29 protein-coding genes are annotated in these 25707 nt (G+C 68.7%); 8 read left to right on the forward strand and 21 right to left on the reverse strand.

Going from position 1 to position 25707, the window contains the following annotated elements:
• Positions 1-226: 226 nt before the first annotated feature.
• Positions 227-817: a hypothetical protein gene (locus tag JNUCC0626_RS50040; RefSeq protein ID WP_394622298.1), complete on the forward strand. Its 591-nt coding sequence runs from the start codon at positions 227-229 to the stop codon at positions 815-817.
• 206 nt (positions 818-1023) lie between these two features.
• Here the strand turns inward: JNUCC0626_RS50040 and JNUCC0626_RS50045 are convergent, their stop codons facing one another.
• Positions 1024-1527: a hypothetical protein gene (locus JNUCC0626_RS50045; protein WP_394622299.1), complete on the reverse strand. Its 504-nt coding sequence runs from the start codon at positions 1525-1527 to the stop codon at positions 1024-1026.
• Positions 1528-1634: 107 nt separating this feature from the next.
• Positions 1635-2555: a hypothetical protein gene (locus JNUCC0626_RS50050; RefSeq protein WP_394622300.1), complete on the reverse strand. Its 921-nt coding sequence runs from the start codon at positions 2553-2555 to the stop codon at positions 1635-1637.
• A 326-nt stretch (positions 2556-2881) separates the two neighbouring features.
• Between JNUCC0626_RS50050 and JNUCC0626_RS50055 the strand changes: the two genes are divergently transcribed.
• Positions 2882-3805 carry a helix-turn-helix domain-containing protein gene (locus JNUCC0626_RS50055; RefSeq protein WP_394622301.1) on the forward strand — a complete coding sequence of 308 codons (924 nt, stop codon included), beginning with the start codon at positions 2882-2884 and terminating at the stop codon, positions 3803-3805.
• Positions 3802-4011 (forward strand): DUF397 domain-containing protein, encoded by a 210-nt coding sequence (locus tag JNUCC0626_RS50060; protein WP_394622302.1) that lies wholly within the window; start codon positions 3802-3804, stop codon positions 4009-4011. Before JNUCC0626_RS50055 ends, JNUCC0626_RS50060 begins: the two co-directional genes overlap by 4 nt.
• Positions 4012-4123: 112 nt before the next feature.
• Here JNUCC0626_RS50060 and JNUCC0626_RS50065 read toward each other — a convergent pair whose 3' ends face one another.
• The 16 genes from JNUCC0626_RS50065 to JNUCC0626_RS50140 form a co-directional block, all read right to left on the reverse strand.
• Complete coding sequence (locus JNUCC0626_RS50065; protein ID WP_394622303.1) at positions 4124-5155, reverse strand: DUF5131 family protein; 1032 nt, start codon at positions 5153-5155, stop codon at positions 4124-4126.
• Entirely contained in the window at positions 5152-5757 is a 606-nt protein-coding gene (locus tag JNUCC0626_RS50070) for a hypothetical protein (protein WP_394622304.1), read from the reverse strand. The genes JNUCC0626_RS50065 and JNUCC0626_RS50070 overlap by 4 nt, the downstream gene beginning before the upstream one ends.
• Positions 5758-5835: 78 nt before the next feature.
• Complete coding sequence (locus JNUCC0626_RS50075) at positions 5836-7020, reverse strand: hypothetical protein (RefSeq protein WP_394622305.1); 1185 nt, start codon at positions 7018-7020, stop codon at positions 5836-5838.
• A 95-nt stretch (positions 7021-7115) separates the two neighbouring features.
• Positions 7116-7313: a hypothetical protein gene (locus JNUCC0626_RS50080; protein WP_394622306.1), complete on the reverse strand. Its 198-nt coding sequence runs from the start codon at positions 7311-7313 to the stop codon at positions 7116-7118.
• A gap of 188 nt (positions 7314-7501) precedes the next feature.
• Positions 7502-8464 carry a DUF1643 domain-containing protein gene (locus tag JNUCC0626_RS50085; protein WP_394622307.1) on the reverse strand — a complete coding sequence of 321 codons (963 nt, stop codon included), beginning with the start codon at positions 8462-8464 and terminating at the stop codon, positions 7502-7504.
• Positions 8461-8667: a hypothetical protein gene (locus JNUCC0626_RS50090; protein ID WP_394622485.1), complete on the reverse strand. Its 207-nt coding sequence runs from the start codon at positions 8665-8667 to the stop codon at positions 8461-8463. Before JNUCC0626_RS50090 ends, JNUCC0626_RS50085 begins: the two co-directional genes overlap by 4 nt.
• Positions 8668-9186: 519 nt before the next feature.
• A complete protein-coding gene (locus tag JNUCC0626_RS50095; protein WP_394622308.1) occupies positions 9187-9969 on the reverse strand; it encodes a metal-dependent hydrolase in 783 nt (260 codons plus the stop codon).
• Positions 9966-10571 carry an AAA family ATPase gene (locus JNUCC0626_RS50100; protein WP_394622309.1) on the reverse strand — a complete coding sequence of 202 codons (606 nt, stop codon included), beginning with the start codon at positions 10569-10571 and terminating at the stop codon, positions 9966-9968. The genes JNUCC0626_RS50095 and JNUCC0626_RS50100 overlap by 4 nt, the downstream gene beginning before the upstream one ends.
• Positions 10568-11434: a hypothetical protein gene (locus JNUCC0626_RS50105; protein WP_394622310.1), complete on the reverse strand. Its 867-nt coding sequence runs from the start codon at positions 11432-11434 to the stop codon at positions 10568-10570. The genes JNUCC0626_RS50100 and JNUCC0626_RS50105 overlap by 4 nt, the downstream gene beginning before the upstream one ends.
• Positions 11431-12177: a diguanylate cyclase gene (locus JNUCC0626_RS50110; protein ID WP_394622311.1), complete on the reverse strand. Its 747-nt coding sequence runs from the start codon at positions 12175-12177 to the stop codon at positions 11431-11433. The genes JNUCC0626_RS50105 and JNUCC0626_RS50110 overlap by 4 nt, the downstream gene beginning before the upstream one ends.
• 206 nt (positions 12178-12383) lie before the next feature.
• Positions 12384-12659, reverse strand: coding sequence for a hypothetical protein (locus JNUCC0626_RS50115; RefSeq protein ID WP_394622312.1), 276 nt, complete (start codon positions 12657-12659; stop codon positions 12384-12386).
• 92 nt (positions 12660-12751) lie between these two features.
• On the reverse strand, positions 12752-13327 hold the full coding sequence (locus tag JNUCC0626_RS50120; RefSeq protein WP_394622313.1) for a hypothetical protein: 576 nt from the start codon (positions 13325-13327) through the stop codon (positions 12752-12754).
• A gap of 114 nt (positions 13328-13441) precedes the next feature.
• Positions 13442-14026 carry a hypothetical protein gene (locus tag JNUCC0626_RS50125; RefSeq protein ID WP_394622314.1) on the reverse strand — a complete coding sequence of 195 codons (585 nt, stop codon included), beginning with the start codon at positions 14024-14026 and terminating at the stop codon, positions 13442-13444.
• Positions 14027-14461: 435 nt separating this feature from the next.
• A complete protein-coding gene (locus JNUCC0626_RS50130) occupies positions 14462-14689 on the reverse strand; it encodes a hypothetical protein (protein ID WP_394622315.1) in 228 nt (75 codons plus the stop codon).
• Between the two features lie 795 nt (positions 14690-15484).
• Entirely contained in the window at positions 15485-15811 is a 327-nt protein-coding gene (locus JNUCC0626_RS50135; RefSeq protein WP_394622316.1) for a hypothetical protein, read from the reverse strand.
• A gap of 535 nt (positions 15812-16346) precedes the next feature.
• Positions 16347-17171: a ParA family protein gene (locus JNUCC0626_RS50140; protein ID WP_394622317.1), complete on the reverse strand. Its 825-nt coding sequence runs from the start codon at positions 17169-17171 to the stop codon at positions 16347-16349.
• Between the two features lie 244 nt (positions 17172-17415).
• On the opposite strand from JNUCC0626_RS50140, the gene JNUCC0626_RS50145 reads away from it, so the two are divergent.
• Positions 17416-18018 carry a hypothetical protein gene (locus JNUCC0626_RS50145; RefSeq protein WP_394622318.1) on the forward strand — a complete coding sequence of 201 codons (603 nt, stop codon included), beginning with the start codon at positions 17416-17418 and terminating at the stop codon, positions 18016-18018.
• Between the two features lie 445 nt (positions 18019-18463).
• Complete coding sequence (locus JNUCC0626_RS50150) at positions 18464-20278, forward strand: hypothetical protein (RefSeq protein WP_394622319.1); 1815 nt, start codon at positions 18464-18466, stop codon at positions 20276-20278.
• 591 nt (positions 20279-20869) lie between these two features.
• Here JNUCC0626_RS50150 and JNUCC0626_RS50155 read toward each other — a convergent pair.
• The 3 genes from JNUCC0626_RS50155 to JNUCC0626_RS50165 all read right to left on the reverse strand — a co-directional run bounded on the left by JNUCC0626_RS50155 (position 20870) and on the right by JNUCC0626_RS50165 (position 23269).
• The gene (locus JNUCC0626_RS50155) at positions 20870-21478 is read right to left on the reverse strand and encodes an HD domain-containing protein (protein WP_394622320.1); all 609 of its coding nucleotides are present in this window, start codon (positions 21476-21478) and stop codon (positions 20870-20872) included.
• 5 nt (positions 21479-21483) lie between these two features.
• The gene (locus JNUCC0626_RS50160; protein ID WP_394622321.1) at positions 21484-22578 is read right to left on the reverse strand and encodes a helix-turn-helix domain-containing protein; all 1095 of its coding nucleotides are present in this window, start codon (positions 22576-22578) and stop codon (positions 21484-21486) included.
• Positions 22579-22660: 82 nt separating this feature from the next.
• Positions 22661-23269 carry a GntR family transcriptional regulator gene (locus JNUCC0626_RS50165; RefSeq protein WP_394622322.1) on the reverse strand — a complete coding sequence of 203 codons (609 nt, stop codon included), beginning with the start codon at positions 23267-23269 and terminating at the stop codon, positions 22661-22663.
• A 214-nt stretch (positions 23270-23483) separates the two neighbouring features.
• Here JNUCC0626_RS50165 and JNUCC0626_RS50170 point away from each other — a divergent pair, with 214 nt between their 5' ends.
• The 3 genes from JNUCC0626_RS50170 to JNUCC0626_RS50180 all read left to right on the forward strand — a co-directional run bounded on the left by JNUCC0626_RS50170 (position 23484) and on the right by JNUCC0626_RS50180 (position 25705).
• Positions 23484-23738: a hypothetical protein gene (locus JNUCC0626_RS50170; protein WP_394622323.1), complete on the forward strand. Its 255-nt coding sequence runs from the start codon at positions 23484-23486 to the stop codon at positions 23736-23738.
• Between the two features lie 40 nt (positions 23739-23778).
• On the forward strand, positions 23779-24738 hold the full coding sequence (locus JNUCC0626_RS50175; RefSeq protein ID WP_394622324.1) for a hypothetical protein: 960 nt from the start codon (positions 23779-23781) through the stop codon (positions 24736-24738).
• Between the two features lie 181 nt (positions 24739-24919).
• Positions 24920-25705 carry a hypothetical protein gene (locus JNUCC0626_RS50180; protein ID WP_394622325.1) on the forward strand — a complete coding sequence of 262 codons (786 nt, stop codon included), beginning with the start codon at positions 24920-24922 and terminating at the stop codon, positions 25703-25705.
• Positions 25706-25707: the final 2 nt, after the last annotated feature.

Consider the following 25707-nt stretch of genomic DNA (forward strand, 5'->3'; position numbering starts at 1 on the left):
GAGGTTACCCGGCGCCCGCTCCGTGGCACCGAGGGTCACGGCCCTGCGCGGTCGCGTCCCTGACACCTCTGAACAGGGCGTACACCGACGGCTTCGGCGCGACCTCGGTGACGCGACCAGCAGGCCACACCCAGGGCGGGGTGGGCCGCTGCGCGAGGACGCCCACCCTCCCCGCGCGCGGCGGACCGGAACGCGTTCACCGATCGTCCGCCCGCAGGAGGCGCCCATGCCCGTCACGTCCCCGCCCATCTCGCTGTTTCCCACCGGCCCGCTCGTCGAGGACTGGGTCACCACGAACGACCCGCTGGAGTCGCACTGGCTGACGCTGGCGATGACGACCCGCCTGATCCGCGGACCGTTCCCCGACGCCGCGGCCGCCGAGTTCGACATGTTCTACTTCGCCGCCGGCGAGGGGTCTCCGGACCTGATCAAGGTTCTCGACCGGCGCGGCCGGCCGCTGTGGCGGACGTCGTGGCTGGACGAAGCCGAGGTCACCTGGACCACCACCGAGGGCGCGGACTGGGACGAGGTGCGCGGTCAGCTCGGCGTCGACCTGGGCGAGGCGCTGCACCGGATCGGCTTCCCCGACCGGGCCAGGAGCTGGACGCGCTCACCGTCGCCCGGCCAGCTCTACCGGCACCCGCTGTCCGACCCGGACGTGCTCGCCGGCCGCTGGCGTCACGTGCCCCGGCTGTCGGCCGAGGTCGACCACGCGGCGTTGCGGGCCTGCCCGGATTGCCACGGCTCCGGGCTGCGCCTCGTCGGACCGGATCCGGCCGCGCCGACCATGTGCCCGTGCGTGCGCCGGTTCCCCTGACCGACTCCGCCCGACGTACGACGAAGGCCCGTCACCGAGCGCGCGGTGACGGGCCTTCGCCTGCTGCACAGGAGAAGTCGCAGCGGACCGGTGCGTCGTTACCGGCTGCAGTTCGCCTGGACAGCCGAGCGGGTGGAGACAGACCACGGCCCCGGAGCCCTTGGGGGAAAGGGCGCCGGGGCCGTGGTTGTGGTGCCGCCAGTTGGTCAGTGGGCCGCCAGCGCGACCGTGCGCTCGGGGCGCGCCGCCTGCTCGACCTCGGCGGTCTTCGGCGGGCGGGTCATGTCGTAGGCGGTGAACGTGCCGACCAGGTCGTCCCACAGGTGACGGCCCAGCAGCCCGCCGTTCTCCACGACGGTGCAGCCCTCCGGGCCCTGCCGGTAGATGACGAACGCGCCGGTGCCGGTGCAGGTCCAGGTGTGGGTGACGGTGCCCTTGCCGTTCGCGCCGCGGCTGCCCTCGACCTCGTAGGCCAGCTCCGGGTACTCCTCGGCGATCAGCATCCGGGCGTCCGGGTCGCTGACCCCGCGCAGCGCGACCGCGCGCCGCTCGGGCAGTTCGCCGGCGAAGTCCCGCAGCATGGCGATCACGGCGTCGACCTTGTCGGCGGGGACGTCCTCGATCAGGTTGCGCAGCTGGGCGCGGGCGTGCCGCTCCTCGCTGGCGATGGCGACGTCGACGTCCTCGGGGGAGCACAGGTCCTTGATCATCGCGGTTGTTCCTTCGGTTGGTGGAAGGGTCGTCCGGTCGTGGCGTGCTGCTCCACACCTCGACCGGTCAACGCGGATCTCGTCGATCCGCGAGGCTGCGGGGGTGATCATGAGGTGATCGCCCGTTGTTGCCGCTGTTCAAGCTGCTGCTGGTGGTGGACCTTGTAGATGGCGGCCACCACGTCGATGTCGCGGCAGCGCAGGTCGTTGCTACTGCCGAACACCGCGTCGCCAGGGGAGACGCCCCACTCGAGGTAGAACTCGCCCTCGTGGTCTGCGACCACGGACGGGGGGAGCGGCACCGCCGCTCCCAGCCTCTGCACGGCCGGGGGCATCGGCACGGGCACGGGGGTGCGGCTGACCACGAACAGGGCCTCGTCGGGCATGGACGGCAGGTACAGCAGCGGCGCCTGCATCTCACGCTCGGCCAGGTCGTCCTGCACCTGCCTGGCCAGGTCGACAGGCACGGTGAGCACCACGACGTCGGAGGTGGTGACGGCGTCGAGAAGCAGCTGGCCGCCGTGTTCGATGACCGGCCAGTCCAGCTCGGTGTAGTAGCGGAGCCAGCCGTCCCAGCCGTCGTCCTCGCTCTGCGCGGAGGGCAGCGCGGGCTTCTGGTGCTCGGGCACCGGTCCCATCATGAGCAGCTCGCACTGCTCGCACGGCGCGCCCATCGGCGTATCCAGTGCCTCGGCGAACTCCAGCGCCCACCAGTCGAAGGTCAGGCCACAACGGGACGTCAGCTTCGGGCCCACCTGCTCGCCGGGCTGGCAGACGAACAGGTGGGTGCGCTTCTGGTCGAGGCCGATCTTCAGGTGCCCCTGCAGGCGGCCGGACATCACGATCGGCTCAGGCAGGTTCTCGTTGACCAGCCACGACAGGCTCGCCTGGGGGTCCTGGCGCAGCCACCGGTTGATCACGGCCACCGCGCCGGCGGGGGAGTTGGACGGGATTTGCCGCTCGTCACCGGCGCCGCGCTTGAGCACGAGGAAGGCGTCCAGCGAGGCTGAACGGCTACGGCTTCCCATCGCGAACCCCCGAAGATCCGGTGGAGGACGGCGACCCCGATCCGGGTCGGGGGTCCGAATCGGAGCCGCCGTCAGCGAGAGCCAGGGGCGGAGATCCGAGGGGAGATAACGCGCCTCCGAGGAGGGGCGTGGTCGACCTCCGACCCTGGCAGACTACGGTTCTCACCGGGGCTGACCTGCTGGTCTTGTGCCCGGCGGGAACTTCAGTAACGTTACTGCGTGAACGTTACTGCCGGGATCGTTCGTTTGGGTGAAGTTCCGCTCAAGGTCTTGCTCACCCAGACGTGCCACAGAGACGCGCGGCCGTGTTAGGAGATGCTGACCTCATGTCAGAGGTAATTTCACCGGCGGTCCTCAAGCGATGGATCCGCTCTGAGCTGCGACGACGTCGTGAAGCCGCCAAGAAGGACCAGAAGGACGCCGCGAAGCGACTGGAGTGCGCACCGTCCCGGATCAGCCATCTGGAGTCCGGCCGCAACCTCCCCGATCGGGCGACGGTCGAGACGTTGTTCGGTTTCTACGGCTGTCCCGAGGCGATCGAACCGTTCTGGTCGCGGGTCAAGCAGGCCGACAGCGGTAAGCAGGTCGACATCGCCAGCGACATCGACCCCGGCAGGTTCGACCTCTACGCCGGTCTGGAGGAGGGCGCGACCGAGAAGCACGGAGCCGACCTCATGGCGCTCAACGGCCTCGTCCAGGTTCGCGGCTACAGCGAACCGCTGCTGCGGTTCTACGACCCCGACGCCTCCGACGAGGAGATCGAGCGCCGCCTGCACCTGCGGCACCTGCGCGGGAGCGCGCTGACCCGTCAGGACAACCCGCTGCGGCTGTGGCTGGTGATCTCCCAGCACCTGCTGCTCGACAACGTCGGCGGCCCGGCCGTCATGCGCGACCAGCTGGAGCACCTGCTCGAGCTGAGCGACCTGCCCAACGTCGACATCCAGGTGCTGTCCCCGGAGAACGACGACGACGATGACGAGACGCTGCGCAACCCGCTGCGCTCCAAACTGCCGCGCCTGGCCCTGCTCGGCGGACACCGCGCCGTCCACGGCCCGTTCGCGATCCTGAAGTTCCCGATCCCCGAGGACCCCGGCCTGGTCTACATCGACACCGCGGTCAAGGGGATCTTCTTCGAGGAACTCGACGAGATCCAGCGCTACGAGAAGATCATGAACAACCTGCGGGCTGCTGCGCTGTCCCAGGCAAAATCAAGGCGCCTGATCGACAACCTGCGAAAGGACATCATGTGACAGAACAGGACGAGTTGGCCGGCGCAACCTGGTGGAAGGCCAGGGCCAGCGGCGACTCGGGAGGGTGCGTCGAATTCGCCCAGTTGACCTTCGGCGGAGCGGTGCGCGACTCGAAGTACATCGCCGGTGGAGCCCTGCGCGGTAGGCCTGAGGCGATGGAGGGGCTCGTGATCAGCGCCAAGAACGGCGCGCTCACGGCCCCGTAGCAGCACGAACACCGCACAGGAGTGCCCCGGACCTCGAAGTGGGAGGTCCGGGGCACTTTGCATATCGTGGCCTTGCCCGCCGCCTGACCGGTAGTCCGGCGCGCCGTCGTGATCATGCCGCGACGGGGATCCACCGTTCGGGCATCTGCTGCCACTCCTGACCGCCCAGCGCGCGGCCCGCGGCCTTCTTGCCGACCTTGCTCATCCACCAGGCGCTCGTGCTGGGCACCGCGTCGACGGTGATCTCGCGGGTGTCCCAGCGCACCGGCCGCGCCCCGTCGAGCTCCAGCGCGCAGCCGGTCCCGTTCACCTCCAGCATCGTCGCGTCGAAGTCCGCCTCGGTCTCGCCTGCGGCGTAGACCGGGCCGTCGGGACGGAACTCGCCGTGCTGCTTGTGGAAGAAGGGCACCCCGGCGGCGAGGGCCTGGTCGCGCAGCGACGTCGCCCACGCCGGGTGCATCGGCCGCGCTCGCGGCCCGGACTCGCCGCCGCCGATGATCCAGTGCAGCCCGCCGGCCGGGCCGACCCGGCCGGCGAGCGCGGCGCCGAGCTCCTGGCCCCAGCCGAAGGAGTCGAAGTGCTCGATCCCCAGCCATCGCGACAGGTCCAGCTGCTCCAGCAGCGGCTCGCACGACAGGAACCGGGTCCGTGCCGGGAGCGCCAGCAGAGCGGGAATCCGCTGTTCAGCGCGGGTCTGGTCCTCCACTGAGGTGCCCAGCCACACGTTGCGCGGCCAGTCGTCGCCCCACGGCACCAGGGCGGCGACGTTCTCCGGGCGCTTGGTCAGCAGCTGCCAGGTCAGCCACGGCGTCACCGCGATCAGGTCCCACAGCCGGGCCCGCGCCGCGTCCTGCCGCGCGCCGATCTCCGGGTCCGGGTGCACCTCGGCGAAGTCGCACATCGAGCCGCAGAACACCAGCGTCGACGTCCCCGACCGGCGCGCCGCCCGGTTCCAGGCCAGCGGCTTGCGCCAGTAGCCCTCCGACAGGAACGTCCGTGGCCCTGCGAGGTGCCACTGCCCCGGCCAGAACCGCTCGGCGTCGCGCTCGGCGTAGCAGAACCGGCAGCCGGGGCTGACCCGTGAGCAGCCGATCCACAGGTTGTGGGTGTTGTGGGTCCACTCGATCGCGCTTCCGGCGCTCATCGCGGCGGCCCGGCCTGCTCGATGACGCCGTCCGGGGCGGGCACCGTGGCGACGGCGGCGGGCTTGCGCAGATCCGCCTCCAGGACCACGAACACCGCCAGCGCCGCCACGAGCAGCGACTCCGCGACCGACACGACGATCAGTCCGACCGGCACGGGGCCCAGGACCCAGAACGTCACCAGCGCCGCGGCGGGCGCGGCGCAGAACGCGACCAAGTCCACCACCAGCTGCATCACCTTGCGGGCCCGGCGCCGGGGCCCGTTGCGGTGCGCGATCTCCCAGCCGAACACCGGCTCCGAGGCGTTCGCCAGCGCCTCCAGCCGGGGACCGATGCGCTCGCGCACGTAGCGGCCCGCGGCCGAGACCTTCTCGTCGTTGGTCAGGTAGGTCCAGCCGAGCAGCACCGACACCGGCGGCAGCACCAGCAGCAGGGCCGGGGCCTTCGCGCTGATCACCGCGGCGATCACCCCGGCCATCGCGGCGATCGTGGTGTAGACCAGCCCGTCGCGGTGGGTGATCCGGGCGCGCTGTTCGCCCTTGACCTGGTCGTACTCGACCAGCAGCAGCCTGCCTTCGGACACGTCCTCCGACGCGGTGCTCATCGTGGCCTCCGGTGGTTGTGGATGTCGTTCGACCCGGACCGCTCGCGGCGGCAGGGGAGCAGCGGACGAGTGACCTCGTCAGGGGCGGGAGTCGGCATGGCCGGGCTCACGCACTTCCCGCTCGCTCATCCGGGCGCGTTCGGCGACTTCCTCGGCCCCTCGGCCCCACGCGGTCGCGGCGGTGGTCAACGTCGCCCGGGTCGCGCGGGCCTGCTCGAGCTCGCGCTCCAGGCGGACCACGTCGGCACCGACCACGGCCAGCTGGTCCCACTCCCGCGCGCGCAGCTGCCCCCGGTGTGCGCGCGCCGCCTCCTGCGCGCCGAGCAGGTGCACGTTCGCGCGCGCGGCGCGGACCTCCTCGCGCTCGGCCCAGGCGTCCAGCTCCTCGTCGGTGCTGGTCGAGACGATCTCCCCGGCGGCCAGGCGCTCGTGCTCGGCGTCCCAGTCGGCGAAGTCGCGCAGCTCCCGCGGGTCGTCGCCCAGCAGCACCGTCCGGTACCAGGCCCGCACACCCAGCGTGTCCAGCCCCACCCCGCTGCCGTCGTGGTAGGGCGTGCCGAACACCTTCTTGACCTCGCTGTGCCAGCGGTCGTTGGTGCCGAGGTACCGGGTGACGTATTCGCACTGCTTGGCGAGCGTGTCCAGCGACAGCCGCAGCAGCTCCGGCTGGTAGACCTGCGGGAACCGCTGCGTGATGACGCCGAAGTCCACCAGGTCGCCGTCGCCGTCGGGGGCGCCGACCTTCGGGTCGCGCTGGCACAACCTGCCGATGTCGCGGCCGGCGCGGGCCGAGTCGGCCGACCAGTCCAGCTCGCCTCCGGCCTCGAACAGGCCGTCGAGCAGGTCCTGCGCGTGCGGCGCCAGCCTGTCCAGCAGCGCGGTCGCGGCCGCGACGTCCAGGTAGGGCAGCTCCTTGACCCCGGAGTCGATCGTCCAGCACAGCAGGTCCGGCACCGGCTCGAACCACATGTGCGGGCCGCGGAAGGAGAACGGCGTGCCGGGATACCAGCGCTTCCGCGTCTCGCGCGGTACGTCGTTGAACGACTTCCACTCCGGCAGCCACCGCTCCCGGTGCTGGGTGCCCTCGTGGAAGCTCAGTTCGCCGGTGACCACGTTCACCAGCACATGCTGGTAGTGCCCTGGGGCCGACCGGCCCTCGATCGGCTCGATCGGAACCACCTCCGTCACGGCGGTGACGCTGACCCGCGGCGCGGTGTAGCGCGCGACGGTGACCTCCGGGATCTGCCCGGTGGTGTTGCTCATCGAAATCTCCCTCGACGGGTGTCGGGTGCGGCGGAATGAAGGTCTGGTACGTCTGCGGCCGACCGGCGGGGTGCCGGTCGGCCGCAGACGGGTGATCAGTTGCTCTGGGTCTCGTTGACGCCGTCGGTGGTGATGCCGCGCAGCGTCTCGGCGCGGACGCTGTTGTCGCCGGGGTCCAGCCGCTCGGCGGCCCCGCTGATGAGCTGGCGGGCGTTGGCCACGGCGGCGGGGTCGGAGTCGGCGGCGGCCACCGCGAATGCCCTGCGGATGTCGTCGGAGCTGACGCTGACCATGGGTGACGAACCTCCTGGTGTCCGGTGCTCGAATGCCTTGCTTGACATCACCAACATTACCAACCTAACCAATGTTACACAACGAGTTTCGTAAAGTTGGTGATGTTGGTGCGGTCTGTGTCACCGTGATAGGGCCCTGAACAGCAGGTTCAGGGGACCGTCGCGCACCGGCGCGATCGAGGCGGCGCTCACGCCACCGCTCCGAGCACGTCGAGGACCGCCGCCGGGACGTTGCGGTACAGCCGCTGCTGTCCCGGACCGGCGACCGGGGCGCTGAACATCAGCGGAGCTTCCAGCCGCCAGTGGTAGGTGCCCGGTTCGCCCCACGGGCGGCAGCAGGTGACGCCGAAGTGGACGTCGACCAGGTCCACCAGGCCGAGGTAGCCGCTGGGCTCGTCGTCCTCGACCGTGGTCCGGAGCTGGGCGGCCACCTCGAGGCCGCGGGGATCCCAGCGTTGCCCGGCATGGACCAGCAGCCGGCCCCGGTAGCGGGTCGGCCAGCTCCGGTTCTCGACGTTCTTGCCCCTGAACAGCAAGTTCGCCCACGGGCGGCGCACACTCAGCGCCCGCCAGGGCGCGGGCGCTGCCCGCCACAGCCGCAGCTCGGCGTCGTTGCCCAACCGGCTGGGGTGCCGGGGGAACCCGTCGGCGGTGGCGCCCAGGCACAGCACGTCCAGGCCCGCGCCGGTCAGCACCTGCGTGACGTCCCGATCCCGCCCGACCGCCAGCGGACTGCTCGCACCCCACGCGGCGAGCACCAGCCCGACCGGCATGGCCGTGGCCAGGGCGGCGGCCGCGGCGAGGATCTGGTCGTTGAGCGCGCCGACCGGGTCCGGGTGGGTCGGCAGCAACCGCGGGTCGGTCGAGATCAGCGCGAACAGGTTCACCACCACCAACGCGCCGCACCCGGCGCGGCGCGCGAAGTGCAGGCAGCGGCGGATGGTCTGGTCGTCCGCGGCCGCCGTGGCCGTCGAGGGGTTGAGCATCACCACCAGGGCGACCGCGCCGGGCCCCCACTGCCTGATCAGCAGGTACCGGTAGACGCGGTCGAGGTCGAACACCGCGGCGCTGCCACCGACCAGGTCGGGGTGCTCGTCGACGGCCAGGCCCGCCCGGTCGACGTCGGCCAGCAGCAGATCGAGCAGCGTCATCGCGGTTCACCGCCGCAGGTGTCGAGCATCCCGGCCAGCGCCGTCTTCTCGGCGGCGTCGACGCGCAGCCCGAACGCGATCTTGACCTTCGCGTACGCGGTGGCGTACTCGCACCAGTAGCCGGCCACCGGCTTGTACTTGGCCGGGTCGTTGTCGCTCTTCCGCCCGTTGGACTTCCCGGTCACCATCACCAGGTTGTCCAGCGAGTTGTAGAACTCCGAGCGCCGCGCCGCCGTCCAGTTCCGGGCTCCGGAGCGCGGCCTCGGCCAGCGGCACGATGTGGTCGGCCTGCAGCAGCGCGACGTCGTAGACCGCGACGTCGTCGTAGCGGCTGGTCCAGCACGCCGGCCCGGCCGGGGACGCCGTCGCGGCGGGGCAGGTCGACCGGCACGCGGCGTCGACGAGCTCGCCCTGGCCGTCGCGGATCAGGATCTCCTCGCGCCGCGAGCACTTCGTCTTCGGGTCGTAGACCCAGTCGCCCCAGTCGGCCCGCTTGTACGGGGCCGTCGCGTCCTCGGGCACCGGCGGCCCGAGCTGGTCGAGCAGCCCACCGGGACCGGCCGGGACCGAGGTCGTCGCCCCGGCCGGGGCGCCGGTGGCGTTGCCCGAACCCAGCACCGCGCAGCCGCCGGTGGTGGCGATCGTCGCGCCTGCGGTGAGGGCCAGCAGCAACGTGGTCGTGCGGTTCATGTTCGTCCTCGTGTTCGTCGTCGGAAGCCGGGCTACCAGGGCAGAGCGGTGCTGATCAGGGGCTCAAGTCGGGGCCACACCACCGGCCACACGCCGGGGATCAGCAGGAACGCCGCAGGGGTGAACACCACGGCGACCAAGGCGATCTCGGCCGGCCCGCGGGTGCGGAAGCGCAGCAGGTCCGGCGGGCGCAGCTCGTAGAAGGTCTCGCCGCGAATCGGGATCGGCCACAGGATCGGGCAGCCGTGCTCGGTGAGCGCGTCGCCCAGGTCGTGCACCAGGCAGCCCAGCGCCACGGCGTAGCCCAGCCACCCGGCGACCTCGTCGAGCTGGGCCAGGGCGGCCGGGCCGAGCCCGGTCTCGGTCAGCCACACCACCACGACCACGGCGACGGGCAGCAGCACCAGGTCGCCGAGCGCGGTCATTGCGAGCAGGACACCGAGCAGCAGCACGGCCAGGACCGCCCACCGTCCGCCGGCCTGAGTGCCGACGCCGGTGGCCACGCCGAGCAGCGCGGCCGCGGCCGCGGTGTGCCAGAACGTGCGGTGCGTTCCGCTGCCGGGTTCGTCCCTGGGGCCCTTGGTCGCCCGGTAGATCACCGCCGAGGAGGTCCGCACCGCCCACGACAGCGCCCCGGTCACCGGCCCGAACAGCCGCGATGCGGTCGAACCGCGGTGGTCGAGGTCGGGCAGCAGGGCGAACCCGGCGCACGCGGTGGCCACCAGCAGCGCTCCGGCCAGGTCGTGCTGGCCGAGCGCGGGCGCGGCCAGCAGCCCGGCGCACCAGCCGGTCAGCGCGTGCGAGGAGCCCATCATGCCGACGCCCCCGGCCCGGTGCCTGCCGGAAGTTCGGCGAACAGCACCTCGTCCCAGCCCTCGCCGCGCAGACCGTCGAGGTCGCCGAGGATCTCGGCGTGCATCGCCGCCACGATCTCCTCGGGCACCCGGCGGGCGAACCCGCAGGCGCACGGCCGGTCGTCGCGCAGCGCGTTGCGGGCCAGGCACACCGCGAGGTCGGGCAGCTGCACGATCGCCGTGCTGCGCGCCCGGTGTTCGGCGGCGAGCACCTGCAGCGCCAGCCGATCGGCGCGGACCGCGCTGGTGGCGTCCCACAGCACCGGGCGCCCGGCGGCCAGCAGCGCACCGGCCTGAACGGTCGCCATCTGCACCGCCGCGGCGGTCACGGCCTGGTCGGCCTCGCACCCGAACGGGGAGAGCAGCCCGCGGTTCTCGTCGAGGTGGACCACCTCGACGCCGGGCAGGTGCCGGCGTCGCAGCGTGGTCTTGCCCGCGCCCGGCGGCCCGATCAACGCGATCAGCTGCGGCCCGCCGACCACCACGTCCGGCAACCCCTGCTTCCCCGGCAACACAGGGGTTTCCGGGGAAGCAGGGGTTGCCGGGAACACCCGCGTGGTCATCGCGTCTCCTCGTGCTCGGTCCTTGAGGGCTCGCCGAGCACGGCGAGAACCTGGTTCAACGTGGCCAGCGCCTGCTCGTGCGCACCGGCGAGCCGCCGGGTGTGACGCGCGACCTCCTCGGTGCTCACGCCGGTCGGCCCGACCTCGGCCGCGAACACCGCTCGCAGGGCCTCCCGCAGCCACGGCGAGGGCCGCTCCAGCGCGAAACGCAGCCGCTGCGCCGACAGGCCGGTCACCTCGGCCAGCTGCGTCCCCAACACCGCGTCCGCGCCGGTGTGCCACCCAAGTTCCACGCGAGCCTGTTCGACCTGTTCACGGGCCTGCCGCAGCAGCTGCAGGCGGATCTGCTCGGCCAGCGCGGCGCACTCACCGGCCCGGCCGCGGTCGATCTTCTTGACGATCTCCCACAACACCGGCCACCCCACCGAGGGCTCACGGGTGTCCGCACGCACCACGACCTTCATCCGCGTCGCCGAACGCGGGGACGGCACCATCAGGCCCCACCCGGCGGGCAGCTCCTCCGGCCGCACCACCTCGGTCGACGGCGCGGCCACCCACCAGCGGTGCGTGGCCGCGAACCAGAGGTCCGCCTTCGCCGGTGCCGCCAGCTCGGCCTGCCAGTCGGCACGGGAGACCTTGACCTCGAACCCGTCCAGCCCCTGGCGGGCGCTGGTCAGGTTCACCACCAGGGCGTCGATCCGCCGCCGCCCGCCGCCGGGGGAGGGCACCTCGGTCAGCAGCACCGCGCCCGGCAGCAGCTGCTCGGCGGTGATCGGCACGCCGCACGGCGTCTTCGGCGTCGGCAGGTAGTGCGCGCGCAGCCGGTCGACGAGCTCTCGCGCGGTCATCGTCGACCGGGTCATGGCGCACACACCTCACGGTCCGCGCTGTTCAGAGCCGTCGGGCCGTGCTCGCGCAGCCGCTGTCGCGGCGCCGGGACGATCGACCGCGCCGGCCGGACCGGGTGCACCCGCGGGTCGTAGGCCCGCCACCCGCCGCCGTGGGCCTTGGCGTCGTACATGGCCGCGTCCGCCGCCGCCATCGCCTCCGACAGCAGCCCGACCCCCGCCGAGGGCAGGTCGGCGCGCCACGCCAGGCCCAGCGACACCCCGACCGACACCTCACGGCCGTCCGCGAGCACGACCGGCTCGGTCAACAGCGCGACCAGTTCGTCGAGCTCGCCCGTCATCTCCGGCAGCGCGGCGAGCGCGGCCACGAACGCCACCTCGTCGCCGCCGACCCGGCCCACCAGGCCCGCCTCGCCGAGCCGCCGCCGCAACCGCTGCGCGACGACGCGCAGGACCTCGTCGCCGGCGGCGTGCCCGAGCCGGTCGTTGAGCAGCTTGAACTCGTCCAGGTCGACGAAGCCGAGCACGGTGTGGCCCTCGGCCAGCAGCGCCTGCGCCTCCGGTTCCCACGCCCCGCGGGCCAGCTGCCCGGTCACCCGGTCGAAGCGCAGCCGGTCGGCCTCGCACTGCTCCCGCTCCAGCCGGGCGGCCAGGTCGTCGCGCTCACGGGTTCGCCCGCGCAACCGGCAGGCTGTGGCGATCCACCCGGAGGTGGCCGCCCCAGCGGCCAGGGCGCCGGTGATGGTCCAGACGGACACGGTCTTCTCCTCGGATTCGTGGTGTGCTCGGGCTTTGGCGGACCCAAGCGCGGTGTGTTTGACCAGGTAGAGATAGGTTTCGTAGATCTTGTCGAGGACTGGGTGGCGCGGCCGCCGCAGCGAGCGGCACACGGAAAACTTCTGCCGTACACAAGTTGTGTACGTCGGTGGGCAGGGGTGTGCGTGCTCAACCGGCCCGGCCGGAGTCAGCCGTGCCGGGCCTCCGGCGCCAACGCGGTGAGCTCGACTTCACGCCAGATCGCGAACACCTCGCACCGGCCCTCAAGCCGCACGGCCCGCTCCCGGTCCTCGGCCGTCCAGGCGCCGGCGACCTCGAGCTCCAGCCGATCGACCAGCTCGGTCAGGATCGCCACCCGCTCGGCCGGGTCGCCGGTGGCGTACAACTTCTCGATCCAGTACTCGGTGCTGTTGCGCCGGTGGCGATGAGCACGGTGGAGACGTTCTCGCGCAGCAGGGATCATCGGTCCTGCTCCATTCGTGCCTGGTGGGACATCGGCCCAGGCGGGCGACCTGCCGTGCACGGAACCCGGCCGCCCGCCGAAGAAGGCCCTGATCAGCGCAGATGCGCTGCGAACCGCACCGAACCGCCGACCACCGGGCGCAGCAGCACCCGGAACCGGTCGACCCAGGCCGAGTCCGGCCTGAACCCGTTCGCCGCCAGCTCGTCCAGCGCCGCGGCCGCGACCTGCTCGACCGTCGGCGCGGCCGCGGCGCGGGACTCGCCGCGCTCGCGCGGCCGGGTCGCCTCGGCCAGCGCCCGCAGCAGCATCGCGTCGTTGCCGAACTGCTCGACGTGGGAGAAGCCGTCGGCACCGTGCCCCTGAACAGGGAAGACCCGCTCGTACACGAGCGCCAGGCCCTCCGAGGCCGCCGCGCCCACGGCGTAGAGTCGGTGCCGATCCTCACGGGGCACCCGCCCGAGCTCCCGCTCGACGGCGGACCGCGCGGACAGCAGATCCCGGTACACCCGACGTGCCCGCTGCCGGCGCCCCACCGCCTCGCACCACTCGATGAACGCGTCGACCTGCGGGAACCCGCGGCTCTCCAACCGATCCACGAGCCAGTCGGCCCCGTCCTCGGCCACGTCCCCGAGGTGGCCGATCACGTCCTGCCACCAGTGGGTTGGCACCCTCGGTAGCTCAGCTGCCAAACTCATCCTGACCTCGTTCCTCGCGGTTAGGGGTCGGTTACGTGAGGCTCTGGTGGGGCACCACGGGGCTGCTACCCCCGCCCCACCAGGGACTCACGACCTGGTCAGACCCATCTCGGACAGCGGACGCTCGCTCTCCGCGTGGTGCTTCCACACCTTCGCCATCTGCTGGACGAACTCGGCGTGGCCATCGGCCTCCAGCACCAGCGGCACCAGCTCCTCGTACAGCGCCGCCATCTCGGCCGACGTCACGACCGCCGGGTCAGCCAGCCGGTCCAGCACCGCACCGGCCACCTCCTCCAGCACCGGCCAAGCCCCACGGGGCCGTTCCGCACCGGTGAGCTTCGCCCGCGCCGCCTCAGCCAGGCGCAGCACCACCCGCGCGCCCTCGACGTGCTCGGAGATCAGCTCGGCCCGCTGGGTCGGCGTCAGCTCGCTCTCCCCGTCCTCGACCGGCTCCCGGTACACCAGCTCCGCGACCGCGGCCATGCACATCTCCGCCTCGGCCACCGACGCCAGCGCGGCGGCCTGCGTGTCCAGCGAAGGGTCGCTGAACAGGGCCGTTACCGCGACCATCGACAGATCCTGGTGCCGCTCGTAGTAGCTGTCGGCCTGCTCCTTGGAGATGACCCCAGTCGCCCACTGGTCCGGGTGCACCCTGGTCGGCTTCGCGCTCATCACGTTCTCCTCGTCCTTCCCTGCACTACCAGTAGTTCTGACGCAGCTGGTGGGCCGTCAGCACGGCAGCCGACGGCCCCACCTGCGGAGTCGGTCGTTACCAGCGCCGCAGTACGCCGACCGAGTCCGCCAGGGCCTCGATGTCGTCGTCGCCGTCAACGCGCAGAACGAAAGTGGTAGACATGCAGTGCTCCTTTGGGAGTCCTGGCCTGGTCAGCGGCGTTCTTCGCGGGACCCCCGCTGACCAGGCCTCTTCGATTCGTGATCCGAGTGGACCCGAAACACAGCAAGCGCTCGGCAGACTTGCTGTGCAACGGCACCACTTGATCCATACAACCCCGGTAACCCAGTAAACCCATGGGTTTATGAGCTTTAGTCTGCCTCCTTCAGATCGATGAGCTGGTCAGCGGCCTTTGTGCATAGCGGTCGCTTCCCCTAGTCGATCCCGTGATCCCTCAAGAGCTGGTAGACCCGTCCCTCGGTTATCGCCCACTCCTGAGCGATGACCGACGCCGGCGTGTTGATCGCCCGTGCTTCGCGCAGTGCCGTGACCGTCTCGGCCTGGATCTCCTTGTCGAGCCTGTTCCTGGCGCGTCTCCAGCGTCCGACGGCGTGCAAACGAGACTCGTTCTCGTCTCGCTCGATCCACGCATCGAGGTCCATCCCCACCTACTCTCAAGCTTGTCTGTAGCGCCTACAGTAGCCGCTACAGTCTTACCCAGCAACCCAAGGAACCCATGGGTTCATGGGGTAGTTGGGTTGACTTCCCCGATTGCACCGCTAGAACCCATGGGTTACAGGGGTTCTAGCGTCCGCTGACGCTGTCGGGGCCGGCCTGCTGCGACGGCTGGTTTCCCATGGGTTTCTGGGGAACCGGTAACGGTGGACGGGGCTGGACGGCGACTCTGCAAGCCAGGTTCCCCGGGGTTTCCGGGATTGCCAGGGTTGTTCTCACGAGCGGCGCCCGGAGCCGTCATTCGCGCTGTTCACGACAGTGTTCCCAGGGGCATCCAGGTTCCCTTGGGTTACTGGGGTTGCCGGGGAACGGCGAGCGTGAGCGCAGCTGGCGTTGCCTGGTTCACCGGGGCTTCCTGGTTCCCAGGGGTTACCGGGGTTACCGGGGTTACCGGGGAAACTGGGGGCTGGACCGGCTGGTCATCGACGGGCTGCTCGACGACCTGGTTCCCCTGGGTTTCCGGGATTACCGGGGTTCCCGGGACAGCGGCGGGCGTGAGCGCAGCTGGCGTTGCCTGGTTCACCGGGGCTTCCTGGTTCCCAGGGGTTACCGGGGTTGCCGGGGTTGCTTGGAGGGCGGACACCCCGCCGGTGGTGTTCTCGCTGTTCACGGCCGGAATCCCAGGGGCTTCCTGGTTCCCCTGGGTTACCGGGGAAACGACCGAACACCGGGAACCCAATGGTTCCTGGTGTTCCGGGGGATTAGAACACCAGGAACCCAGGTCAGCTGAGTGGCCGGCCGCCAGCGAAGTTCTCGCCACGGCCGCGCTGAGGACGATGCGGGAACGGCTTGCCGTCGTTGAGCTCATCCCGCAACTGACTGGTACGAGAAGCGAGAGCGTCTTCGATGAAGTGTGCCCACTTGTCCACCTGTCCGAGCCGCTGAGCTGCCCAGTACGCATCCTTCGCGTCTTCTCCAACCTCCAAGTCGATGTCCACGGTGATCCGCATTTTCGACTTGGCGGATTGGGTTGCCGGGGCTGCCGGTTTCCCATGGGTTTCCGGGGAAACCGGTGTTGGTGCGGCAGGTTGTGCGTCGATCGGCGCCACCTGGTTCCTAGGGGCTTCCTGGTTCCCCTGGGTTGCCGGGGTTCCAAGGGGGGATGGAGATGTTCCCTGGTTCCCAGGGGTTACCGGGGTTACCGGGGAAACTGGGGGCTGGACCGGCTGGTCATCGACGGGCTGCTCGACGACCTGGTTCCCCTGGGTTTCCGGGATTACCGGGGTTCCCGGGACAGCGGCGGGCGTGAGCGCAGCTGGCGTTGCCTGGTTCACCGGGGCTTCCTGGTTCCCAGGGGTTACCGGGGTTGCCGGGGTTGCTTGGAGGGCGGACACCCCGCCGGTGGTGTTCTCGCTGTTCACGGCCGGAATCCCAGGGGCTTCCTGGTTCCCCTGGGTTACCGGGGAAACTTCCGCGGCTTCTTGTCGCGGAGAGGCCGGGTGACGTCCGGCGAGCGCCGATCGCCGCCGGCGGTTGTCCGCCGGCCGCGGTGCTTGGGTTCCCGGGTTCCCCTGGGTTCCTGGGGTAGCGGCCGACCTGTCTGCCTGCCCTGGATCCGTCACCGTCGAAGTTGCATTGTCCATCTCACGTACCCATCAGCTTGTTGACGTGTGTGCTGTAGTCCTCTGCGATCGCGCGCATCGGAACGCTTCGCCACTGGTCCAGGCCCACGCCCTCGTCGATCGCTTCACCGATGTGGGTGCGGAACGGGATGAAGGGCCTGAGCACCGGCGCCTCGGTGAAGTAGGACTGGATGTCCGTCAGCACCTGCTTGTTCCGCTTGGTTGCGCGCTCCTCCGTAGTGCCCTGCCACATGTTGATCAGAACGCCGGCGTAGGTCAGCTGCGGGTTGAAGTGCTTCTGCACCTGACCGACGGTCTTACTCAGTTCAGCCATTCCGTCCGCTGACCACTGTTGCGGCTGAGCCACAACAAGTACCTGATCAGAGGCGGTGAGCGCGTTCACCGTCAGCTGCCCGAGGCTCGGCGGCGAGTCGATCAGGATCAGGTCGTACTGCGAGAGCACGGGCTGAAGCGCGGTCTTCAGCTTGTACTCCCGCGCCGTCGCCGGAATGATCATCTCTTCGACAACTGCCAGCGGCGTACCAGCTGGTGCAAGGTCGATGTTGTCCCAGATGGTCGGGATGATCACCTCTGCCAAGGGCATCTTCGATCGCGGCTCGATGACGTCGGCAACCGTGACCTGCACGATTTCGTTGTCTTCGTCTCGTTCCAGCGGTTCCTTCGCCAGAGCCGAGGTGGTGTTCCCCTGCGGATCGAAGTCGACGATCAGTACGCGTAGGCCCTGAACAGCAGCTGCCCGGCCCAAGTTGATCGTCGAAGTGGACTTCCCGACACCACCCTTTTGGTTGGCGGCTGTGATCGTTTTCGCCATGTTGAGGCCCTTCACAACAGTCGACGGTCGACGCGAGGTCGTCCCCAGCATCGCCAGGAACCCCGGCTTCGCCGGGGTTCCCAGTGTTCCAGGGAGTCGCCAGCGGGGTTGCCAGGGTTACAAGGAAGCCTGGCAACCCCGTAAACCCCTGGGATCGCGGGGTTACCAGGTTTTCAGGGGTTCTGCGTTTTCCCAGGTCGACACGCCGGGGGACCGTCGAGTTGTGTCCCCCCTTGCGCTGAGGGGTATGGTTCGGCCCATGATCGAGGCCACCTCCAAAACCGCGCGGAGAGACTTCCCTCAGCTGATGGACGCCATCGAGCGAGGCGAGCACGTGCGGATCACCCGGCGCAGCCACCAGACCGGTGTGCTCGTGCCCGAGGAGTGGCACGACGCCGCCGACCGCGCCCTCGCAATCATCGACGGCCTTGCCGTCCTCGGCACTGGTGGCACGGACGTGCGGAGCTTCCTCGAGTTCGTGGTGCACCCCGCTGCGGTCAACCCTGAAGAGATTGCGCTGTTCAGCAGCCGTCCCGGCCGTCCGCGGATGGCGCCAGCGCTGGAAGCGGCCGCCGCAGTCGCGCGGAACGACTTCGCGGGCCCAATGGACGCCATCGAGCGAGGCGAGCACGTGCGGATCACCCGGCGCAGCCACCGCACTGCGGTGCTCGTGCCCGAGGAGTGGCACGACGCCGCCGACCGCGCCCTCGCGATCGTCCGCGGCCTGGTCCAGCTCAGTGGGGCCAGCTCAGACGTCCGGAAGTCCTTCGATGCCGTCCTGCGAGGCATCGCCTACCACCAGGACCAACTGGACCTGTTCGACGATGACCCCAGCAAGGGAGGGATGGCTAAAGCCTCGTAACGACTTCGGGGCGGCCCCGTATGGGACCGCCCCGCCAAGTTCAGAGGGGCTTCACCAGCCCCAACTCTGAGCACTTCGTTCAGTTGTAACTGGCCCCGGGCACCACCCCGGTTGCCAGCACTCCCGTTCAACAACTTCAAAGGCCGTCGAGTCGGGCACCACCCCGATCTCGTCAACCCCGCAAGACCGGTGCCGAGGCACCTGCCTTGCGCTGACCCCGAAGCCAGCAGCTTCGAGATCAAGGAACGCGTGCTGTGTCGCCCACAGTGCGCTTCCGGTGCTTGAGCATACTCAGCACCGGAAGCGCAGTCTACTTGCGCGCGCGTACGCCCAGGTGCGTCGCGTCGATACTTTCCCTGGTCACAGGCATCGTCGGCACCTGGCGTGTCGTGCAGTTCACCTGTTTGCCCTGGTCGAGCCAACATGATCACCGCAGGACTGCGGTATGACGGCCGCGACGAGCTACCCGGATGTTGTCGCGCCTGTTCAGCGGCCTGAGTGTGTTTCGTGCACCCGACCGATGGGGCGTCGCCGAACGCCGCTCATCAACGATGAACCTCTGTACGTCTGCGACCTCTGCTGGCATTTGGCCGGCGGCGCCCAGGCCGTGGCCGCCAAGCTGGCTGGAGAGCAGCCTCAGCCCCTGCTGGAGCTCGACCCAGGGGCAGAAGCGCTCATGCTTGCCGTTGCGGAGCAAGACCAGCTCCATCCTCTGGACCGCTTGTTGACGATGTCCGGCATTCGCTGGGCGGTCCTGCGCCAGATCGTTCCCGCGGCCCGGGTCGACCTCGCGGGGAGGGTCCTCAATCGGATCGCTCCCGAGCACACTCGGCCGGCCCAGGGCGCGGCTACGTGGATGGAAGCGGTCGAGCAGCAGATCCGAGACTCCACGGAATTTCGCTACAAGGCCAAGCAACGGCGTTGGTGGCGCATCGCCAGGGTCTTCGCCATTTGTGCTGATCGCACTGGTCGTCCGCTGACGTGGGTCTCCCAGGAGGAGATCGCAGCGGCAGTGGGGTGCTCGGATCGAACCGTCCGCCGATGTGTTCGGTGGCTCCAGCAGGTCGGCCTGCTGTGGGAAGTCGTTCCAGGCTGCAGGCTGCCGATGATGGAGGTGCCAGAAGGAGAGACGCCCTCCGAGCGGGAGGCACGGCTCAAGCGTCGCGCTGCTGCACTTGCTGCGGAGGAAGCTGCCCGAACCAATGCCCGTTGCGAGGTCGACGCCGTTCGAGCAGGCCGCCGCGGCCTAGCTGCCGTCGCAGCGGCAGCGGCAGCTAGGCCGAAGCAGCCTCTGATCAGCGAGGACGGTGACGACGAAGCGCCGAAAGTGAACCTCGTTCCTGTCTACGAACTCCGCGTCCAGCTCTCGCCGGACGAAAAGACTGAAGCCGACTCGATCGTGCAGGCCTACGCGCAGCAGCGCACTCCTGGCGAGCTCGTGGCGCAGCGGAACCTGGACCGGCTCGTTCACCCCCGGAACGCCCATCTCTACCAAGAGCTTGTTGCGATCGGGCACGACGGCACCCAGGTGGTCCTCGACGCACTAGAAGCGACCGACGCTCTGACCTGCGGTTATGCGGTTGCGCTCATGCGTCTCGATAAAAATGGCCACCCCCCGCAGGTGGGTTCAGTTGATCAATTGAAGTCCAACTACGTACGCCCTGTGGATAACCGACGCGCTTCGCGCGGCTGTGACGAAGAGAGGGCTCCTTCGCCCGAAGATGGCCCTGATTCGTTCGCTGACGAGCAAACAGGGGTGCCCGAGAGTGATCGAAAGCGGAAGCGGCCGTCTCGCGCTCAGCGAGCCGCTGAGCGCCTCCTGCGGTCGCTTCTTCGGCCGGAGGTCTGCGAGGGCGTCTCGATCCGATGGCTCACCGCTCGCCTGCGGGGCTCGCGCCTGCTCGACGCTGGCTGGACGGAGCAGGACCTGGCCGACCACATCCACGGATTGCCTGAATTTTCTCAACTCCCGCACCACATCCGCAGCTGTCGGTCCTGGATCAATGCCCGCCTTGCGCGAGCGATTCCACACCTGCCACCGAGCAAGCAATATGAGATTGCCAAGGTGGAAGGCGTCGAAGCTGATGCACGCCGTGCGGCCCGCCAGGCTGCTGTGGCGCGGTCGCGGCGCGAAGAAATCGCAGCCCGTCGAGAAGCAATTGACGAATGCGTTCTCTGCGACGAGCTGGGATGGTTGCACATTCCCGACGACGGACCAACCGTGCGGTGCTCACATGACCTGGAGGCTGGCGGTTGGTGACCTCACCTGACGGTTGCCGAGTTGGCACCCTCGACGTCCTTCACCGAACCGGGACAACGATCGCACCCGGCCGGCGGCCTGGGTCGCGTTGGACAGGCCGCCGGGCCGCGGGGTGCCGGGGTGCTTCACGGACGCTGCCAGCGGTCAAGGGTCACCGAGCGTACGTATCGCGATCGCCTGCCTGCGCGTTGTGCATTCGTGAGCCCCCGTAACGCGCAGGGGCGCGCGGGCGCGTACGCGCGCGTGTACGCTCGCGCGCGCACGCGTAGTAGAGGTATGCCCGATGAGATATGCCTACACAAACGGCCCGATTGGCGTTTCAGAACGCCTGTGGCGGCAACCGTCAGGTTGGCGTTCTGGTGGGGATTCCGTGGCGATTTACGGGCAAAGGATGGTCACGCAGCGCCACGACGAGTTGGCGTTCCTGGGAGGTCCAACAGCCAGCTCGCATCCTGGACCGGGAACGACAGATGGGGCCCGCGGCCGAAGCCACGAGCCCCATCAGCAACCTCGCTAGAGCCAGCTTTCGATCCTGGGCAGGTACCGCAAGAAGACGTAGCAGGGCTTACAGGCCCCCGCCCGCTGGCCCTGTTACTTGGCAGCGGGCAGGCCGTACGAACTCACAGTCGTGTACCACCATTCTCCGGGGGAAATCCTTTGCGCGTCCTGCGCGATCTGTTTCCCGGCTTGGGTCTGCACCGCAGCGACCATCGTGTCGATCCAAGGCTGGACGGGATATCCACGGCCAACATATTCACGAGCCGTCAACAAGCATTCCAGCTTGTCCGCGTCACGAGCGCATCGTGCTTCTGCCGTTCCGTCAGGATTTTTTGCCGACTCAAATTCGTCGATTACATTCGTGATGTGCGCCGCCAGTGCTGAAGGCAACCCGGCAACTTGGTCAGCCACGACCTGGCGCGGGTCTACGGCGGTCACGTAGCGCTTCGCCACGCTGTTCAGGTCTCCGGTCCTGACCTCGGGTACGTCGTGGAACAGACCCAGCGTGGCAGCCCTGTCTGGGTTGCAGCCCTCTTGAACAGCGATGATGTAGGCCAGAATCCCCACGCGGAAGCTGTGTTCGGCGACAGACTGCGGTCGCTCCAAGCCCGCGAGTTGCCATCCGCTCCGCGGGGTCCTCGTCAGGTGTCCCACCTCGAAGCCGAACACGGAGATCGCGGCGTTGCTGTCGGATGAGCTCATGTTTCCTACCTCCGTACGCTGTAAAACACCTGGTCAAGGCGGGATCGAGCAGCCTGTGACAACGCATCAGGATGATCGAGAATCTGTGCGATCCGGCTGCGCAGCAGGTCAACTACGTCAGGATCTTCTGCGAGTTCACGCCGGATAGGCAGTAGTGCGTGGATCGCGTGCGCGGCCAGGTCTCGGTACGGCACGGCGGGGTCCAAGTTGAGCGCAAGCGCCCGAAGAAGCGTGTCGCCGCGCCATTTTCCCTGATCAGGCGCGGTCATGGTCGAATCTGATGTCCACAAAGCCGGCACTTCGCCTACCCAGTAGGCCCAGTAGGTCAAGTTGGCCAGTTGGGTGCCATCGTGCGCTAGGCCCTCGCGAATGAACCTCTCCAGGGGTTCCGGGTCTCCTGCGACTGACCGTGACACGGCCAGAGAACGGGCAGCCGCCCACTGCGGTGTCCACTCCCGCAAGTTCCGCGTCAAGCTCTGCTCCTGCTTGCCCATGTCCTCCAGCCACTCCCGCGAGCCTTCATGCTGGGCCAGCAGGTAGTAGGTCTGCCGACGAAGCAACGGGCCTGATTCAGCGTCTGTTGCCTGTTCAGCGGCCATACGCAGCTGAGCGGCTAGAAGATCCCGTTGTCCCGCCGGGAGAAGAAGTCGAGCGGATGGGCTGTTGCGCAGAGCTCGAGGTGGCTTGCCAGTGAGCGGCCAAGCCAGCAGGTCCGTCAGCATCCTGTCTGTCACCTGGGTTGCTAGTGGATGGGCCGCGGACGGCGGTGCCTCCGCGATCTCCGATAGCAGGTAGTCAGCGGTTACTGCGTGATCGAGCAAAGCCAGTTTTTCCAGGTCTGCGCCGAGCAGTTGCAGCCGACGTCGGACCCGTTGGAACACTTCGACCCGGACGGAGGTCAGCGGCCGGCGACCGGACTCCCAACCTTGTGCCGTGTTCGCATCGACACCGAGCGCCTCGGCCAGGCCGGCCTGAGTCAGGCCGAGCTCACTTCGTAGCGCGCGCAGCACCGCTCCGGACACCTGTCCTTGAACTGACAAGTTGCTGTCTTGTTTTCCTACCCCGCTGTCAGTACGTGTCGATCGCTCGCTGCTGCCCATCGCGGTCGCTCACCTCCCTCAGATCCGTACTGCCGGTCAGTCCACAAGGCTCTGAACAGCCAATACATTTTTGGTCATGCAGCTATCCATCCCTGTCGCCCAGGGTGAGCGTGGAAGCGGCGCCGACCGAGGTCACCCGTTCGACCGCCACGGCGCCCCCACCGCTCGCGCGATGGATGCGCACCATCACGAGGACCGGAGTGCCGGGACGAAGTCCAAGCAGGCCGCGCTCGTCGGCCGTACCTGCTCGCGCCTGGACGTAAGTCTCGAACCGCTCGGGCGCTCCGGTCCTCGTGGGATGCAGCCAGGTCGAGAGGGCTCGTTCTTCGAGGACGGCATCCGTCCTGTCGACCTCTGTGCCGTGTTCGACTTGGAGCAGCTCGGCAACCCATCGCGGCGCAGGAACGCGTCGAGCCGCTGGCTTAGAGAAACCGCTGATCAGCTCGTCGGGTGTGAACACCACCGCCGGCGGTCGCACGAATGCGCCCGCTCCGCTCCGGGTGACGATCAGTCCCTCCGCCGCGAGGTTGTTGAAGACGCTCTGTGCGACGTCGTTGCTGCAGCCGTACTGCCTCCTCAAGGAGCTCTTCGACGGCAGAGCCATGCCTTCTCGATACATGCCGGCTTCGATCGCCTCGCGCAGCTCGGCAGTGATGAGCTCTGCGCTCGCTCTTCTGGTCGTCACCGTCACCTCGTCAGTGTGCCAAACCTGACCGGTCTGATCAGGCCGGATCGCCGTTCAACACTATCGGCCGAACCGGTTCGAGCGAACCGGATTGATCGAACCGGTTAGGTTCGTTAGGCTCTTGATCGTGCAGGAACGCGTCAGTAACGTGACGATGTAACATCACGCGGTAACGGTTACTAGGACGCGGCGGCGTGTACTCAACGGAGGGACAAGGCCTGTGAACAGCAACGACGAGCTCACGTTCGACGTCCTAGACCGCCACCCCAGGGAGGTCGACTGGCTTGAGGTCTTCGGTGACTTGGATCCGTGGCACCTCGCTGCGGCCGAATCGGACACCGTTGCAGAGGCATTGGCGGACGCGGTCGAGGTCTTCCTGACCGCAGAGGCGAAGATCGCAGTCGAGCAGGTTGCCGCCGTGGTTCCCCTGCCCGCCGTCGTGGTTAGTTGCCATTCGACCGCGACGGCCGCGTAACCCACCCCTGAACAGGCAAAACGTTCGAGAGGTACAGCTGATGACGACAGTCGCCGAGAGGCCCAAGCTGAACGGGCACTCCTTGGACAACTTTCCAGTCCCCGCCCAGGGAAGCCCAGGAACCCAGGTTTCACCGGTAACCCATGGGAACCAGGGAGCCCCAGGAGCCCCGGAAGCCCAGGAAACCCCGGGGAACCTGTCCGGTGAGACCAAGGTTGTTCAGAAGCTCCGGGCACAGCTCGCCGAGCGCACCGCGATCCGTGGGATCCAGGACGACCCGAACTGGACCGAGGCCGACACCCCGAAGGTCATCCAGGAACGGTCCAAGTCAGCCGAAGCCGCGAAGCTGCACAACCAGTTTCGCGACCCGGCTCGGCGAGCTCTGTCGACCTCGCGCTGGCGCAAGGGGATCACCTTCGCGGCCGGTTCCGGCCTCGTGCTGAGCCTCATGGTGTCCACCGCGAACGTGCAAGGCACCGTTGCTGCTGGAGCGCCGCCGTTCAGTGGCCGTTGGTGGTTCGCGTGGTCGGTCGAACCCGCCATCGCCATCCTGATGCTCTCGCTGTTCGCGTTCCGTGCCTTCATGGCTAGCCGCGGTGAGCACGTCGACGACCGGTGGATCCTCGGGACCGAAGTCGCCCTGCTCGGCACCACGTTCATGCTCAACTCGTGGAATCACCTGCCGTACGTGGCTGAGAAGTTCGACGTCGTTTCCCTTGTTTCCCATGGGGTGTGGCCACTTCTCGCCGTTCTGATCGTCACCTGCCTCCCACGAATCTGGGCCTACTTCGGAGACCTCGACCACGGCGGGGCGGTCGCTGACGAGGACCTCGTCGAGAAGTCGGCTGTGGTTCGCCAGTGGATTGCGGACCGCGTTCTGCCACCGACGCCTTCCCGCATCGCGATCGAGAAGACGTTCCGCGAGCACGACATCAAGATCAGCACCCGCACGGCCCAGCGCGTCTACCGATGCCTGACAGGCCGCACGGAACTTCTCTGAACAGCACGAACCCGATGCAGGTAGTGCAGGTGGCCGCCAGTTCCGACTGGCGGCACGCCTGGGGTACCGAGCCTCGACTCACTAACCGAACAGAAATGCCCCTGCCGTTATCGAGTGGTTGGGGCTGGTGCAGATCCCACGTGGGCTCGCACCACGACCCGACGGCCCAAGGAGTCTCCCGATGTCCACATCAGTCGATACGGAGGAGTTCACCACCGCCACCTACGCCGAGATGGCCAGCTCTGGCAAGTGGGCGTCGGCCCCGGCTCCGGATGCCTCGAAGGGCACCAAGCCTGCTGCAGGCACTCCGGCCGCAGCAGACATGCCGAAGGACCCTCCGCCCGCAAAGGCGCGGAAGGTCAACGCCAAGGCCGCCGATGAGCCAGCCTCGACGAAGGCGGACAAGCGCTCCTTTGCCCTGCTCAATGCCGCTGGGTGGAATCCCGGTGACTTCACGGCGGTCCCGCCTGCGTCGCTCAAGGACGTTGTGGCGGCGCACCGCATCCGGTGCCAGGCCATCGACGCCCCGGCTGGCAGGTTCCTCTACTGCCTCTACGCGCCGCCGGCCGCCGTGATCGGCATCGCGCTCAACGCGCTGTCGTGGCTCACCGCGAAGCTGTCGGCGTTGCTGGTCAACCCGAAGAACACGACGGCACCAGCGTCGCTGCGGGAGACCATCGACACCCATGTGCGGCGGGCGCAGAACATCTCGTTCGTCGTCGGCAAGGTCGGCTACACCGGCTACGCGGTCGTGACGACGCCGATGACGGTCGTGCTCAACGGCACGTCGTGGTTCACCGCGCAGACCGCGGTCGCGATCAACGACCCCAACCGGTTCGGCCGTGTGCTGCTCGGTCTGATGTTCCTGGCCGTGACGGTCGTCGGCATCGTCATGGTCGCTGGACCAGGTGAGGCCGAACAGCCCGCGCCCGCGGTGAGCGTCGAGCAGTCCAAGCCGGTGAACTGACG

It is taken from the genome of Lentzea sp. JNUCC 0626 (assembly GCF_043632865.1).
Taxonomy (GTDB): Bacteria; Actinomycetota; Actinomycetes; order Mycobacteriales; family Pseudonocardiaceae; genus Lentzea.